At 66.2% G+C, this 13,309-nt stretch carries 15 protein-coding genes; 9 read left to right on the top strand and 6 right to left on the bottom strand.

The features are described 5' to 3' along the window. Nucleotides 1-13 precede the first annotated feature (13 nt). Together ACOYW5_RS14545 and ACOYW5_RS14550 are read left to right on the top strand one after the other, a co-directional pair. Nucleotides 14-622, top strand: a complete 609-nt coding sequence (locus ACOYW5_RS14545) for a hydrolase (RefSeq protein WP_423065607.1) — start codon at nt 14-16, stop codon at nt 620-622. A gap of 122 nt (nt 623-744) precedes the next feature. Next, nucleotides 745-1,275, top strand: coding sequence for a hypothetical protein (locus ACOYW5_RS14550; protein ID WP_423065608.1), 531 nt, complete (start codon nt 745-747; stop codon nt 1,273-1,275). A 31-nt stretch (nt 1,276-1,306) separates the two neighbouring features. Here the strand turns inward: ACOYW5_RS14550 and ACOYW5_RS14555 are convergent, their stop codons facing one another. Further along, nucleotides 1,307-2,506 carry a penicillin-binding protein activator gene (locus ACOYW5_RS14555; protein WP_423065609.1) on the bottom strand — a complete coding sequence of 400 codons (1,200 nt, stop codon included), beginning with the start codon at nt 2,504-2,506 and terminating at the stop codon, nt 1,307-1,309. A 110-nt stretch (nt 2,507-2,616) separates the two neighbouring features. Here ACOYW5_RS14555 and rsmI point away from each other — a divergent pair, with 110 nt between their 5' ends. The 3 genes from rsmI to gshB are packed head-to-tail and all read left to right on the top strand — an operon-like array spanning nt 2,617 to nt 4,830. Continuing rightward, nucleotides 2,617-3,501, top strand: coding sequence for a 16S rRNA (cytidine(1402)-2'-O)-methyltransferase (gene rsmI / locus ACOYW5_RS14560; RefSeq protein WP_423065610.1), 885 nt, complete (start codon nt 2,617-2,619; stop codon nt 3,499-3,501). Continuing rightward, nucleotides 3,470-3,877, top strand: a complete 408-nt coding sequence (locus ACOYW5_RS14565; RefSeq protein ID WP_423065611.1) for a YraN family protein — start codon at nt 3,470-3,472, stop codon at nt 3,875-3,877. Before rsmI ends, ACOYW5_RS14565 begins: the two co-directional genes overlap by 32 nt. A gap of 8 nt (nt 3,878-3,885) precedes the next feature. After that, entirely contained in the window at nt 3,886-4,830 is a 945-nt protein-coding gene (gshB, locus tag ACOYW5_RS14570) for a glutathione synthase (RefSeq protein WP_423065612.1), read from the top strand. Between the two features lie 22 nt (nt 4,831-4,852). Here gshB and ACOYW5_RS14575 read toward each other — a convergent pair whose 3' ends face one another. Next, the gene (locus tag ACOYW5_RS14575; RefSeq protein ID WP_423065613.1) at nt 4,853-5,296 is read right to left on the bottom strand and encodes a DUF930 domain-containing protein; all 444 of its coding nucleotides are present in this window, start codon (nt 5,294-5,296) and stop codon (nt 4,853-4,855) included. A 7-nt stretch (nt 5,297-5,303) separates the two neighbouring features. On the opposite strand from ACOYW5_RS14575, the gene ACOYW5_RS14580 reads away from it, so the two are divergent. Together ACOYW5_RS14580 and ACOYW5_RS14585 are read left to right on the top strand one after the other, a co-directional pair. Further along, nucleotides 5,304-5,861, top strand: a complete 558-nt coding sequence (locus ACOYW5_RS14580; RefSeq protein WP_423065614.1) for a hypothetical protein — start codon at nt 5,304-5,306, stop codon at nt 5,859-5,861. A 223-nt stretch (nt 5,862-6,084) separates the two neighbouring features. Beyond that, entirely contained in the window at nt 6,085-6,726 is a 642-nt protein-coding gene (locus tag ACOYW5_RS14585) for a MarC family protein (protein WP_423065615.1), read from the top strand. Between the two features lie 351 nt (nt 6,727-7,077). Here the strand turns inward: ACOYW5_RS14585 and ACOYW5_RS14590 are convergent, their stop codons facing one another. Beyond that, nucleotides 7,078-7,851 (bottom strand): GH25 family lysozyme, encoded by a 774-nt coding sequence (locus ACOYW5_RS14590; protein WP_423065616.1) that lies wholly within the window; start codon nt 7,849-7,851, stop codon nt 7,078-7,080. A 274-nt stretch (nt 7,852-8,125) separates the two neighbouring features. Between ACOYW5_RS14590 and ACOYW5_RS14595 the strand changes: the two genes are divergently transcribed. Then, the gene (locus ACOYW5_RS14595) at nt 8,126-9,646 is read left to right on the top strand and encodes a YifB family Mg chelatase-like AAA ATPase (RefSeq protein ID WP_423065617.1); all 1,521 of its coding nucleotides are present in this window, start codon (nt 8,126-8,128) and stop codon (nt 9,644-9,646) included. A gap of 110 nt (nt 9,647-9,756) precedes the next feature. Here the strand turns inward: ACOYW5_RS14595 and ACOYW5_RS14600 are convergent, their stop codons facing one another. Next, entirely contained in the window at nt 9,757-10,269 is a 513-nt protein-coding gene (locus ACOYW5_RS14600) for a tetratricopeptide repeat protein (protein WP_423065618.1), read from the bottom strand. A gap of 131 nt (nt 10,270-10,400) precedes the next feature. Next, nucleotides 10,401-11,516: a cyclopropane fatty acyl phospholipid synthase gene (cfa, locus tag ACOYW5_RS14605; protein ID WP_423065619.1), complete on the bottom strand. Its 1,116-nt coding sequence runs from the start codon at nt 11,514-11,516 to the stop codon at nt 10,401-10,403. 155 nt (nt 11,517-11,671) lie between these two features. Between cfa and ACOYW5_RS14610 the strand changes: the two genes are divergently transcribed. Continuing rightward, nucleotides 11,672-12,229, top strand: coding sequence for a DinB family protein (locus ACOYW5_RS14610; protein ID WP_423065620.1), 558 nt, complete (start codon nt 11,672-11,674; stop codon nt 12,227-12,229). 65 nt (nt 12,230-12,294) lie between these two features. Here the strand turns inward: ACOYW5_RS14610 and ACOYW5_RS14615 are convergent, their stop codons facing one another. After that, nucleotides 12,295-13,209 carry a phosphotriesterase family protein gene (locus tag ACOYW5_RS14615; RefSeq protein WP_423065621.1) on the bottom strand — a complete coding sequence of 305 codons (915 nt, stop codon included), beginning with the start codon at nt 13,207-13,209 and terminating at the stop codon, nt 12,295-12,297. Between the last annotated feature and the right edge of the window lie 100 nt (nt 13,210-13,309).

A 13,309-nucleotide genomic window follows, 5' to 3' on the forward strand; every position in this document is an offset into this window, starting at 1 on the left:
GACGGAGCGAACGATGGCGCGGGGCAAGGAGCGGGCGTGGCAGCGTATGCTGTCGGGCAGGCGGCTCGACATCCTCGATCCGTCGCCGCTCGATGTCGAGCTATCCGATATTGCGCACGGCCTTGCTCGCGTGGCGCGCTGGAACGGCCAGACCATCGGCGACTACCCGTTCACCGTGGCGCAGCACTCGATCCTTGTCCTCGAACTGTTCCGAGCCGCCAATCGCGACGCCGACAGCAGGGCCCTGCTCTATGCGGTGCTGCACGATGCCCCTGAATACGTGATGGGCGACATCATCTCGCCGTTCAAGGCGGCGATGGGCGGCAACTACAAGGAAGTCGAGAACCGCCTCCTGGGCGCGGTCCACCTGCACTTCTCGCTGCCCGCCACGCCGTCCGCCGCCCTCGGCAAGCTGATCAAGCGGGCCGATCGGGAGGCCGCCTTCCTCGAGGCCACCCATCTCGCCGGCTTCGACACCGAGGAAGCGCGAAAGTTCTTCGGCGAGCCGAGCTTTCCGGTGTTCGAATTCGAGCCGTTCGAAAAGCTGATCCGGCCGTGGCCGACGCGCGAGGCCTATGACCGCTTCGTCGAGGTGGTCGAAAAGCTCTCCGCCGCGCTCTGAAACGGTCGGTCGCACCACTGCAACGTGGTTAAGTTAACCTTAACGCGTGTTTCATTTTGACACGCTTTTTAACAACATGATTGATCTTCAGTTAACGAGAACGGTTAACCGGAGGTAAAATCGTGGAGACGTCACGTGCGCTTATGCTCGGGGGCTTCATCGGCCTCGGCGCCGCAGTCCTGATGGCCGTGCCCGACCTGCTGCCTCCGGCCGTTGCCGACGACCAGCCGATGAAGACGCTGCTGAAGTCGGCGAGCGAACTCTGGCCCTCGACCCTCGATCCCTCGACACTGGTGAGGTGGGACTATTACACCCAGCCCGGTATCTCGATCGAGCCGATCGCCGAATCGACCATCCGCAAGATCGGCTATGGCCGCACCACCTTCGTCACCGTCATGGAGACCGAGAGTGGCGTCTATTCGAGCGACGGGCTGGACAGCCCGAATGTCCAGTATCCCGGCATCATCAAGGAGCCCAAGGCCGTGGCGCCGTCGCCGATGCTCTGGCTTTGGGGCGACGGCCGCTGGGCCAGCGCCAGCGCCTATTCCGCCGGCTCGTTCGTCGTGGTCACGCCGACGGACGGCGGCAAGGGCAGGCTGGTGGTCACCGACGACAACCTCTGCGTCGTGCGCGAAAACGCGGTCTACTGCTGAATTGACTGACGCAGGCGGCTAGCGGCGAGCGCTACAGCTTCGCCGCTTCCGCCACGCTGGCCGCACCGATCGCCACCTGCTTGATCACCAGCGCATATTCGCTCCGCCCATCCGGCAGGAACCGGAACACGCCGTCGCGGCCGTTGAACCCAGCGGCCAGCGTCAACTGGGCCCGATCGTATTTGGGCGAGCCGTTGGCGAGCGAGCCGGCATTGGCGAGGATCGTCGCCGTATAGGCGATGGTCGCCAGCTTGTGCGGCGCCGAACCGAACTTTGCCTGATACTCCGCCAGCAGCGCGTTGTAGCCGGCATCGTCCACGGCCGGGAACACGGCACCTGCCAGCGTAGTCGTATTGAGGATCGCCGGATCGCCGTCCCAGTCGGCCGAGCCGATCAATTGCACCTTGCCAGGCGGAATGCCCGCCTCGTTCAGGAGGTTGGCGATGGATGGCGCCGTCGCCCGGTCCGGGATGAACAGCGCGTCGACCTGCCCCGCCTGCAGCATCGGCACCAGCTGCGTCACGACGCTGCGCGCCTCGGCTTCGGAGGAGAAATTGTAGACGGCGCGCGCATTGAGACCGAGGTCGGCGGTCGCCTGCCGGAAGGCGCCTTCTTGGATGCGGCCGAAATCGGTGGTCGGGAACACGCCGGCGAAGGCCTTCTTGCCGAGCTTTTTCGCATAGCCCATAGAGCGCCTGACTTCGCTCTCGGGCAGCACGTTGAGGAGGTACACGCCGGGGCTCGCGGCCCCGGAATTGTTCGAGAAGCCGATCACCGGCACGCCAGCGGCCTTCGCCACCTGGCCCGCCGCCGTCACCTGGTCGGCACGCAGCGGCCCGAGGATCAGGCTCGCGCCCTCGCTCAGCGCCGCCTGCGCCGCGAGCGTCGCACCAGCGGCCGAAGTGCCGGTGTCCTTCAGCGTAACGGTGATGTTCTCGCCGATATTGGGGTTGGTCTCGACGAAGCTGATCGCTAGTTCTGACGCATTGGCCAGCGACTGGCCGACCGAAGCGATGTTCGCATCCCCCGACAGAGGCAGCAGCAGCGCCACCTTCACTGGGCCCTTGCCGAACGTCTTGCCAGCAGCGGTCGGCATGGTCGAGCCGCCAGTGGTCGAGCCGGGACCGAAGTTGAAGTTGCCGGCCGAACAGCCCGCGAGAAGCGCCGCCGCAAGGATACCAAGCCCCAACAGCCGCAACCCGCCCGCTATTCGCACTTGCCCTGGCTTCATGAAGTCCCGCACTCTGGCGCCGCCGCGCCGTAATCCCTGCGGCGTCTATACAGAATCGGGCCCGCTGCATAAAGCCCGGGCTTAACTTTGCGTTTACATTCGGAGGTCCGTTGGACGAGCGGCCGCATAGCTACTTCATCGCCGGGACCGCTTTCGCCGCGCCGCCGCTGGCCGCCGGGCTCTATGTCGTCGCGACGCCGATCGGCAATCTCAAGGACATTACGCTGCGCGCCCTCGAAACGCTCGCCGCCGCCGACCAGGTCCTCTGCGAAGATACTCGCCATTCGGCCACCCTGCTCGATCATTACGGCATCCGCACGGCCCGCCGGTCGCTGCACGAGCACAATGAGCGCGCCCGGGCCCACGAGGTCGTCGCCGACATCGCGGCCGGCAAGGCTATCGCCCAGATCTCCGATGCCGGCACGCCGCTGCTTTCCGATCCCGGCTTCCCGCTGGTGCGTGCCGTGCGCGAAGCCGGCCTGCCCGTCTACGCCCTCCCCGGCCCCTCGGCGCTCCTAGCCGCCCTCGCCACCGCCGGCCTTCCGACCGATGCCTTCGGTTTCATCGGCTTTTTGCCGCCTAAGGCCGGCGCCCGGGCCAATGCCCTCGCCGCCCTCAAGGCGCGGGCCGACACGCTGGTGTTCTACGAATCCCCCCGCCGCCTCGGCGATACGCTGAGCGCCATGGCCGACGCCTTCGGCGACCGCCCCGCCGCCGTGGCGCTCGAGCTCACCAAGCGCTTCGAACGGGTCGAACGCGGCACGCTCAGCGAACTCGCCACACATTTCGGCGAAGGCGATACCAAGGGCGAGGCCGTCATCCTCGTCGGCGGCGCCGAGGGCGTCGTGGTCGAGGCCGCCGACTGGCAGGCCGCATTGGACGAGGCCCTCACCGCCCAGCCCCTCCGCGCCGCCGTCGACGAAATCACCGCCCGCTTCGGGCTGAAGCGCAAGGACGTCTACGATGCCGCCCTCGCCCGCAAATCGCAGGAATAACCGCAACCACCAGACCCGCTCGTCGCGGCTCGGCGCCGAGCTGTTCGGCCGCCGCGGCGAGGACATCGCCGCCTGGTATCTGCGGCTCAAGGGCTATCGCATCGTCGACAAGCGCGTGAAGACGCCCGGTGGCGAGATCGATTTGGTCGTCCGCCGCTTCGGCCTCACCGCCTTCGTCGAAGTGAAGTCGCGTATGTCGCGCAACGAGATCGGCATCGCCCTCGAAGCGGTGAACACGCGCCGCATCGCGCGCGCCGCCGAGCACTACGTTTCGCGCCACCCCGGGCTCGCCGCAACGCCCCTCCGCTTCGACGTGATTTTCCTTGCACCCATGATGTGGCCGCGCCATGTGAAGGGCGCCTTCGACGCCAGCTAGGTTGCGCCATGCCCCTGAAGATCGCCGTGCAGATGGACCCCATCGAGAGCATCAATCCGCGGGGGGATTCCACCTTCGCGCTGATGCTCGAAGCGCAAGAGCGCAAGCACAAGGTCGACTATTACGTGCCGCAGACGCTGGCGCTGCGCGACAACAAGGTCACGGCCGAGCTGGCTCCGATCACGGTGTTCGACAAGCCCAAAGGCGAGCACTTCGCGCTCGGCGATTTCGCTCGCGCCGACCTCGCGAGCTACGATGTCGTCCTGATGCGGCAGGATCCGCCGTTCGACATGAACTACATCACGCTCACGCACCTGCTCGAGCGCATCCACCCGCACACTTTCGTCGTCAACCCGCCGGCCGCGGTGCGCAATGCGCCCGAAAAGATCCTCGTCACCGAGTTCCCCGAGCTGATGCCGCCGACGCTGGTGACGCGCGACAGGAAGCTCATCCACGAGTTCCGGAAGGAGCACGGCAATATCATCGTCAAGCCGCTCTACGGCAATGGCGGCGCCGGCGTGTTCCTGATCCAGGAGGGCGACCAGAACCTCGCTTCGCTGATCGAGCTGTTCGAGCAGAGTTTCCGCGAGCCCTTCATGGTGCAGAAGTACCTGCCGGACGTGCGCAAGGGCGACAAGCGCATCATCCTCGTCGACGGCGAGCCGGTCGCCGGCCTTAACCGCATCCCCGCCGATGGCGAAGCGCGCTCCAACATGCATGTCGGCGGCCGCCCCGAACTCAGCGAGCTCACGGCGCGCGAACGCGAAATCTGCGCTGCCATCGGCCCGGCGCTCAAGGCGCGCGACATGATCTTCGTCGGCATCGACGTGATCGGCGACTATCTCACCGAGATCAACGTCACCTCCCCGACCGGCATCCGCGAAATCAAGCGCTTCGGCGGCCCCGACATCGCGGTCCTGATCCTCGACGCGATCGAGCGGCGGCGGAGCTGAACCCGGCCGTCTGCCGTTGCGGCTAGGTCTTGCTCAGTCGCGCGAGCACCGCTTCCGTCACGTCGGCGCCGAGCCGATAGGAAAACGCCGTGACACTCGTGAGGTCGTCGCTGAGCGTGCAGTCGAAGGCGACGCCATACCACCTTTCTTCGGAGCGGAAGATCGCGCCGCTCGCCGCGAGGCGCGTGCCCGCTATCTCCGACCTGGCATAGGCTTCCGCCATCACCACGTCGGGCGCGAAGCCCTCCCCGGCATTGCCGATCTGCGCCAGGGCCTCGATATTGCAGGTTTGCGCCAGCCGCTTTTCGGGCGGCAACGTTTCGAGCATGGCGCGCGCCCGCGCCATGCTGGGAGCACTCAGCATCGCCTTGAGATAGAAGCGCTCGGCGCTGCGCAGCGCGCCTAGCTCAAGGGTCGCGACATCGGGCTCCGCCGGCGGAGCAGGCGCGGCTGTTCCCTCCGCCATCTCGCCAGTGTCTGCGGTGAGCGCGGAGCCGCCTACGTCCGGCGCGCTGGATGGGGCAGTCAACCCCCTCACTCTGGGGCGCGACAGTGGTATCGGGGCTACCTTTGCTGAGGCCTCCGAACCCCGCACCGGCTCCGATGCTGCGGGAGCGGCGGCCTCGGATGTGGTCTTTGGCGCCGCCGTATCGGATGGCATTTCGGGCGCGGATGCCTCCGCCGCCGATGGAGTTGGAGCGGCTGCTTGCTCGGGCGGTGGCGGTTCCGCCGAGGTCGTCTCGCCCGACGGCGCGGTCGCCGCCGAAGCCTCCTCCTCGGGCTCCTCCACCGGCGGCGGCTCGCTGGCGCTGACCGCCTCCGGCGGCCGCACCAGCTCCACGTCGATGGCCGGCGGCGGTGCGGCTTCAGCGCTGTCAGGCAGCGGCTGCCAGAGCAGGAACACCAGCACCACCGCATGCAGCATTATTGAGGCCACCCCGGTCCAGACGATCCACCGGTCACGGCTGGGCGGCTGGGGCAGCGTCGGCTCGGGCGGCGTGACGTCGCTCATGGATCAGCCTTTGCCATGACGATTGTGCCGTTTGCGAGGCATCTTCGAGAGGGAGAAACGACACTTAGGCTCGCCAGGGACTTGGTGGCAATAGCGAGGGGACCCGCGTGCGGGTGGGTGGAGGTGGCCCACGCGTGCTCTCCCCATCCTAGCTCCGCTGCTCCCGCAAAGCGGGAGACAGAGGCAGCCCGTAGCCTACCGCTCCAATCTCGGTTAGCTTCCGCCAATCCGGGGACCTTGATGTGAGCTTCAACCACTTCCTCGTCGCGCTGGCGACCTTGTTTGCGACCGTCGGCGTCGCCGACATCGCCTTCATCTTTGCCGCGCTGACCAAGGACAACACGCAGGCCGAGCGGTTTGCCATCGCGACGCGCGGCGTCACCATCGCCACGGCGATCCTCTTCGTCTTCGGGCTCATCGGCAACGCGGTGCTCGACCTTTTCGGCATCACCATCCCGGCCTTGCGCATTGCCGGCGGCGTGCTGCTGCTGCTGATCGCCATCGACATGGTGTTCGCGCGCCATTCGGGCGCCAGCTCCACCACCACCGAGGAAGAGGTCGAGGCGCGTCAGCGCGACGATATCGCGGTGTTCCCGCTCGCCATGCCGCTGCTCTCGGGCCCCGGCGCGATCAGCGCCATGGTGCTGCTGTCGACCGGGGCGAGTGACGGCGTCGAATATGGGCTCATTTTCGTTGCGCTGCTGCTGATCATGCTGGCGGCCTGGGTGACACTGCTGCTCGCCATCCCCATCCAGCGGCTCCTCGGCATCACCGGGCTCGCCGTGGTGTCGCGCATGGTCGGCATCCTGCTCGCGGCGCTCGCCGTGCAGTTCCTCATCGATGGGCTAAAATCGAGCGGTCTGATCCCGGGCGTCGCAGCCTAGCGCCCGAAAACACAAGGCCGCGGCATGCGCCACGGCCCCGGTGGATACGTCTGGATTGGCCGGAAGGACTACTTCTTGGCCGCGGCAGCGATCGTCGACGTGACGCCGACGGCAGGCTTTGCAGCCTTGTCCTTCTTCGGCTTCTTGGCTTCCTTGTTCTTTCGCAACTGACCCTTGGCCATATTTGCTCTCTCCTCGCAGTGTCCCGGTCCGCACCGGTAAATCACGCTGTGAAAACTAATACTTGCCGCGAGTCGTGACAAGTTGATGGCAAAGGACTGCGGTGCAGGCGCCCTGCGAGCACCCCTATATGCACCGCAATCGCATTCCCTCGCCGTTGAGGGATGGTTCCTACTTCAGGCTGCCGCAGCGGCCCTGCGGTCCGAGCACCTGCAGCAGGCGCGGATCGCACCCGGTGAGCAGGAACTGCACCCATTCGGTCTCGCTGCCGTAAAAGGCGTTGCGATCGACCTCGGTCCTCACGCCGGACATGGTGCCGGTCTGCGTCCACTGCCAAAACAGCCAGGGCCGGTCGCCATATTTGAGGTGCGGCTCGGCGGCGGTCGAGCGCAGCCAGAACGAGGAATCGAAGTGCTCGCCGGCAAGCACGTCGCTGTAGAAGTTCATGTCAGTATAGATCACCGGTACCTTGCCGGTATGGCGCTCCATGGCGGCCAGCATCACGCGCACCTTCTCGAGCACATCGGCGCGGTTGTGCTTGTTCTTGCAGCTCGAGTGGTTGTTCCACTCGAGATCGAGCACCGGCGGCAGCGCATCGGGATCGTTCGGCACCTTGCGGATGAACCATTCGGCCTGCTCCGAGGCAAGGCTGCACCAGGTCATGAAATGATAGGCGCCCCGCGCCAGGCCGGAGGCACGCGCGCCGTTCCAGTTGTCATAGAAATTGGGGTCGATGTAGTCCTTGCCCTCGGTCGACTTGATGTAGACGAAGTGCACCCCGCCGGCACGGGCCGAGTTGAAATCGATGCGGCCCTGGTAGCGCGCCACGTCGAGCCCCTGGATCGGCAGGCCCCAGGCGCGCCGCACGCCGTCATGCGGGTCGTTGTCGCCTGGAATGCCGGTGTAGCTGGTCGGCGAGCGCCCGCAGGCGGCAAGCAGCAGCATGAGCCCTACCACAAGAGCGGACCTCAGGACGGGGAGCGCGGAGCGACGGGCAACAGGCATGCGGAACCAAGGCCTTCATCAGGTCTGAAAGCCTTTGATTCAACATGGCGCGCTTAACGAAACCTTGCGCTAACCCTTTGGAATTCCAGCATGGTTAATGCCCGAGGGGCCGATCCTTACAACTCGCCTTCGACGCCACGCTTGTTCCCTTAATGTTCTTGCCACATTCGCAAATGTCCTGATAGCGTTGCCTCGGGCAATTGGGGGCAGGCGGATGGTCACGCGGGTCGCGACCGTGGCGTTTCAGGGCATCGAGGCGGTGCCGGTCGATGTGCAGGTGCAGATCGCACCTGGGCTGCCAAAATTCCTGCTCGTCGGGCTGCCGGACAAGGCGGTGAAAGAATCGAGCGAGCGGGTGCATGCCGCACTCTATGCCTCCGGCCTGAGTCTCCCGCCCAAACGCATCACGGTGAACCTCGCGCCGGCCGACCTCCCCAAGGAAGGCAGCCACTACGATCTGCCGATCGCCCTCGGGCTGATGGCCGCCATCGGCGCCATCCCGTCCGATGCGCTTGAGGGCTATGTGGCGCTGGGTGAACTCGCCCTCGACGGACGCCTCGCGCCGACGGCCGGCGTGCTGCCTGCGGCGATCGCGGCGCTGTCGCGCGATATGGGGATCATCTGCGCCGAACCGTCGGGGCCGGAAGCCGCCTGGGCCGGCAATGACCTCGAGATCATCGCGCCGCAGAACCTTCTCGCGCTGGTCAACCATCTCGGCGGCTTCCAGCTTTGTACGCGCCCAGTGCCGCGGCGCCAGTCCGATCCGGCGGGACTGCCGGACCTCAGCGAAGTGCGCGGGCAGGAGGTGGCGCGCCGTGCCCTCGAAGTGGCGGCGGCGGGTGGCCATAACCTCCTGATGGTTGGCCCGCCCGGCGCCGGCAAATCCATGCTGGCGGCGCGGCTGCCCTCGATCCTGCCGCCGCTCAACCCGCGCGAACTGCTCGACGTATCGATGATCCAGTCGATCGCCGGCGAACTCGCCGGTGGCGCGCTCAGCGACCGGCGCCCGTTCCGCGCCCCGCACCACTCCGCCTCGATGGCGGCGCTGGTTGGCGGGGGGCTGCGTGTCCGGCCGGGCGAGGCGAGCCTTGCCCACAATGGCGTGCTCTTCCTCGACGAACTGCCCGAATTCCAGCCGCAGGTGCTCGACAGTTTGCGGCAGCCGCTCGAATCCGGTGAAGCGGTGATCGCCCGTGCCAACGCGCATGTGAACTTCCCGGCCCGCTTCCAGCTGGTCGCGGCGATGAACCCCTGCAAATGCGGCATGGCCGGCACACCGGGCCATACCTGCAAGCGCGGCGACCGCTGCGCTTCGGACTACCAGGCCCGGGTCTCGGGCCCCTTCCTCGATCGCATCGATTTGCGGATCGACGTGCCCGCCGTCTCAGCCGCCGACATGATCGGCCCCTCGACCGCGGAATCCTCGGCCCGGGTCGCCGAGCGGGTCGAAGCGGCGCGCGAACGGCAGCGCCAGCGCTATGCCGAGGCCGGGCATCCGGACGTCTTCACCAATGCCGCCGCCGGCTCGACGCTGATCGAAAAACTGGTCGATCCGGACCGGGAGAGCCAGACGCTGCTGCTGCAAGCAGCCGGGCGCTTCAACCTCTCGGCGCGCGCCTATCACCGTGTGCTGAAAGTCGCCCGCACGCTGGCCGATCTCGCCGGCGTCGACAAAGTCGGCCGCCCGCATGTCGCCGAAGCACTGAGCTATCGCATCAACTTCGCCTTGGCCTAGAGATGGCGCAGGGATGATCCTCCCCCGCGGGGCGGGGGAGGGGGACCAGCGAAGCTGGTGGAGGGGGCGGCGTAGCGCATGGTCGCGCGCATCACCCCCTGACGTCTCGGTCAGCTCTTGGCCGCGATGAACTGCGCGAGGTCTTCGTATTCCTCGCAGGTCTTGTTGCCGCAGAGTTTTTCGAGCTGGGCCAGCATCTGTTTGGCCTTCGCCATCTGGCCGATCTCGACAAAGAGCTCGCCCAGGTACTCGTGCGCGCCCTTGTGGCGCGGATTGAGCTTCAGCGCCTTGAGATAGAAGCCCTGCGCGTTCTTGTAGTCGCCGCTCTTACGCAGCGAATAGCCGAGCAGGTTGTTGGCTTCGGCATTGCCGGGCTCGGCGCGAACGATGGTTTTGAGCATAGTGACCGCGGTCTTCCACTTCTTGGCGCGGATCAGGGCGCGGGCATCGTCGAGCGACGGAACGCTGGCCGACTGCGACGACGACGAGCCGCCGCCACTGTCGCTGCTCCCGCCGCCTCCGCCCCCACCACCACCACCACCGCCGCCGCCACCGTCGACGGCGTAGACAGGCGCTGCCGCCAGCATGCCGATAACGGCGATCGCGCCGAGTGCGAGCTTCAACGATGAATTCAAACGTGTGACTGGCATCTGGGTCTCCCTTTGGCCATGCCCCTCTTGCCGCCGCAACGGTCGGCATGAGGGGTCAACACCGGGGAGGGAGGTTTATTCCGTCTGCGACGGATCGATGGTCGCTAGGAGACGCGCCGGTAGCCGCCGCGAACCCCGTCGGGGCTCAGTACCACCTGCCAGAGCTGGATGTTGCGGGCCCGGAACATGGCGGCGAAGACCTGCAGGTAGAACCGCCACATGCGCCAGAACCGATCGCCGTATTTTTCGCTGAGGCTCGGCCAGGCGGCATCGAAATTGGCCCACCAGGCCATCAGCGTCCGGTCGTAGTCGGCGCCGAAACTGTGCCAGTCCTCCATCACGAACCTGCCTTCGGTGGCGGCGGCGATATGCTTGATCGATGGCAGCAGTCCGTTGGGGAAGATGTACTTTTCGGTCCAGGGGTCGCCGTGCGTGGTGGTGAAATTGTTGCCGATGGTGTGCAGCACGAAGAGCCCCTCCGGCTTCAGCAGCGAGCGCACCTTGTCGAAATAGGCGTCGAAATTCTTGTAGCCGACGTGCTCGAACATGCCGATCGAGATCACCCGGTCGAATTGGCCCTCGAGCCCCATATAGTCCATCAGCCGCGTCGTTATTGGCAGGCTGCCCCTGGTCGCCTCGGCGTAGGCCGCCTGCTCCCTGGAGATGGTGATGCCGACGCCCTCGACGCCATAGCGTTCGGCGGCGAATTTCAGGAACCCGCCCCAGCCCGAGCCGATATCGAGGATCTTCATCCCCGGCTCGAGCCCGGCTTTCCTGCATATGAGGTCGAGCTTTGCTTCCTGTGCCTCGTCGAGCGTTTGCGCATCGGCCCAGTAGCCGCAGGAGTAGATCATGCGCTTGTCGAGCATGGCGGCATAGAGGTCGTTGCCGATGTCGTAGTGCTTCTCGCCCACCTCGGTGACGCGGCTGCGTTGCCGGTTGAACAGACGTCCGCGCAGGAAACTCAGCGCCAGCCCGAGATCGGGCTTCAAATGCGCGTAGATGTCGTATTCGAGCAGCCGGTAAACGAACTGGTCGAGCGCCTCGGTATCGAACCAGCCGTCCATGTAGGCCTCGCCGAAGCCGAGAGTGCCATGGCTCAGGACCCGGCCCCACAATCGGTCGTCATGCACCGTGACATCGAAGGGGCGGCTGCCGCCGATTTCGATCCCTGCGTCCCTGAGAATGTTGCTGAAATAGGCCTTTGCTCCGGCACTCATGGCTCGGCTCCGAGGAATAGGTATGATCCTAACCAAAAATTCTAGCGCCGGAGGGCAGTGACTTGCAAGTGTATGGTGCAACTGGCTGATCTTCGGGGCCGCCGGGCCGACAACGGCGAAAGCACGTGCTAGTGAAGGCACCGAGGGAGAGGCCGATGAGTCCTGCCGTCCGCATCATGCGCAAGCTGGCGCAGAATAACCGGCTCGCCAATCACAGGTTGCATGCCGCCTGCGCGCGGCTGGCGCCAGGAGAGTTCGAGGCGACCCGGACGAGCTTTTTCCCCACGATCAAGGCGACGCTCAGCCACATCCTCACCGTCGACTGGTTCTATGTCGATGCCCTCGAGGGCGGCACGCTCGGGCCGAAGGCCTGGGACCCCGAGGAGCCGTTCGACGAGCTGGCGCCGCTCACTGCCGCGCAGGTCGCCGTCGACGAGCGCCTGCTCGCTTTCGCCGGCACGCTCACCGAGGCGCGCCTCATCGCCGAAACCCGTGTCCACCGCACCGGCCGCATCCAGGTCGAGCGTACCGACGATCTGCTGCTGCACCTCTTCATGCACCAGACGCACCACCGCGGGCAGGTCCACGCCATGCTCTCGGGCTCGTCGGTGCCGCCACCGCAGCTCGACGAATTCATCACCGCCAGCGACTTCCGCGATCGCATCGACGACATGGCGGCGCTCGGCTGGAGCGAAGCGGATCTCTCGCGCTGATGGGAGTGGGCGCTCTCGCCACGCTACTGGTCCGATGCAAGACACCGGCTGTTCAACGCTGCCACTCAGCGCGCAAAAGCCTCGAACGGATTGATGACCGTCAGCTGCCGGATCACTTCCTCGTCGACGCCACGCGTCCGCAGCAGCGGTAGCGTCACGTCGCTGAGGTGGGTGTAGGGCCGCGGCGTACCGCCGGCGGGCTGCGCCGGGTCGTACCAGCCGAGATCGTGGCTGATGAGCATTTGCTTCGCCTTGCCGGCGTCCAGCGCCCTGAGGATCAGCGCCGCCACCTCGTCGTCCGGCTCGCGGCCGACATGGTCGTACTCGATCCATGCGCCGCGTTCGGCCACGGCGAGGTTGAGCCCGAAATCCGTCTCGGCCTGACTATGGATAGAAATGAACCGGTCGGCGCGATAGCCCTCGGCCTCAATGATGTCGAGCTGGTCCATCACCACCCTGCCCTTGATCGTGTGGCTGCCAATCACCGCGCCGGTGCGGCCGGCGGCACGCGCCGCGGCTCGAAGGATCGCCTCCTCGAGCGGAGTTATGCCGTCATCGCCGGCCGAGATCTTGATCCAGGCCGCCTTCACGCCGGTGTCGCCGACGCCGACCGCGAGATCACGATAGAACCGCTCCGCGAGTTCGGCCTCGCTCGCTTCGCGCACCCAGTGGGGGATCCACGGCTCGCGATAGTTGCCCGTCGGCACAACGATCGGAAAGCCAGTGGCCTTTGAAACCGCCAGATCGATGTCGACGCGCAGCCCGACGCCGCCGGTCGAACACTCGACGATAGCGGTCACGCCGCGTGCCTTCAGCGCCTCGATCTGGGGTGCCATCAGCCGCACCACGTCGGCCGGATCGGCCTCGGCATAGCCCGGCTTGTCGGGCGTGCGCAGATCGACGAAGACGTGTTCGTGCGGCAGGATCATGCCGAGTTCATCGGCCCGCATCGGCCCGAGCGTCGTGTGCAGCAGCTTCATAGTGTTCTCCCCGGGCCGCAGCATCGCCGAGGCAGACGACAGTGTAAACGCTTCCACCCGGCCGTCTGGGGAGATAAGGCAGCCCGCGTGGCGGGCTGCC

This window comes from Devosia sp. CN2-171, assembly GCF_049354815.1.
Lineage (GTDB): Bacteria > Pseudomonadota > Alphaproteobacteria > Rhizobiales > Devosiaceae > Devosia_A.

Excerpts from the sequence above, each read along its gene's own strand:
- ACOYW5_RS14590 (WP_423065616.1), bottom strand. The coding sequence starts at position 7,851 with ATGCTGCTGCTTGCCGCCTGCGGGCGCTCGCCGACCAGCTACACCGGC.
- ACOYW5_RS14575 (WP_423065613.1), bottom strand. The coding sequence starts at position 5,296 with ATGGCGGAGGGAACAGCCGCGCCTGCTCCGCCGGCGGAGCCCGATGTC.
- ACOYW5_RS14610 (WP_423065620.1), top strand. The coding sequence starts at position 11,672 with ATGAGTCCTGCCGTCCGCATCATGCGCAAGCTGGCGCAGAATAACCGG.
- ACOYW5_RS14565 (WP_423065611.1), top strand. The coding sequence starts at position 3,470 with ATGCCGCCCTCGCCCGCAAATCGCAGGAATAACCGCAACCACCAGACC.
- ACOYW5_RS14595 (WP_423065617.1), top strand. The coding sequence starts at position 8,126 with ATGGTCACGCGGGTCGCGACCGTGGCGTTTCAGGGCATCGAGGCGGTG.
- ACOYW5_RS14545 (WP_423065607.1), top strand. The coding sequence starts at position 14 with ATGGCGCGGGGCAAGGAGCGGGCGTGGCAGCGTATGCTGTCGGGCAGG.
- ACOYW5_RS14615 (WP_423065621.1), bottom strand. The coding sequence starts at position 13,209 with ATGAAGCTGCTGCACACGACGCTCGGGCCGATGCGGGCCGATGAACTC.
- ACOYW5_RS14555 (WP_423065609.1), bottom strand. The coding sequence starts at position 2,506 with ATGAAGCCAGGGCAAGTGCGAATAGCGGGCGGGTTGCGGCTGTTGGGG.
- cfa (WP_423065619.1), bottom strand. The coding sequence starts at position 11,516 with ATGAGTGCCGGAGCAAAGGCCTATTTCAGCAACATTCTCAGGGACGCA.
- gshB (WP_423065612.1), top strand. The coding sequence starts at position 3,886 with ATGCCCCTGAAGATCGCCGTGCAGATGGACCCCATCGAGAGCATCAAT.